Origin of the sequence: Polaribacter sp. BAL334 (assembly GCF_015767435.1) — a bacterium.
Taxonomy (GTDB): Bacteria; Bacteroidota; Bacteroidia; order Flavobacteriales; family Flavobacteriaceae; genus Polaribacter.
Genome location: NZ_JADWOV010000158.1, coordinates 1 through 333, shown reverse-complemented (window position 1 = coordinate 333; position 333 = coordinate 1). Strand labels below are relative to the sequence as shown.

General features: G+C 29.1%; 1 protein-coding gene. It reads left to right on the top strand.

Annotated features, from left to right (window positions below; genetic code table 11):
* Positions 1 to 326: hypothetical protein (locus tag IU405_RS00825; RefSeq protein WP_197436747.1), on the top strand; the 326-nt coding region annotated here is incomplete at its 5' end.
* Positions 327 to 333: the final 7 nt, after the last annotated feature.

Sequence of the window (333 nt, the reverse complement as noted above, 5' to 3'; positions counted from 1 at the left end):
CTGAAAAAGAGAACTGCGGAAGGATAAAAATTGTTTTGACTTCTAATTCATCAAAGAAAAAAGAAATTCAAAAAGCCTACATATTAAAAACGGAGAAAGTAAAAATAAAGCACAATTATTATGAACAACAGCAAACAGGGCAATATTTTCATTTTGAAAGCAGGAACTACTATAGTTTTGAAGAAGAGGAAAATAACTCAACCGTGGTAACTGAGATATTTTTATATTATCTAAAATCAGACCCTACGAATTTCAATAAGATTAAGAAAGCTCTGGAGCATTTACGAAATTTATGTAAAGCAGAAGATGATCCATTTGGAGAATAAATAAAAT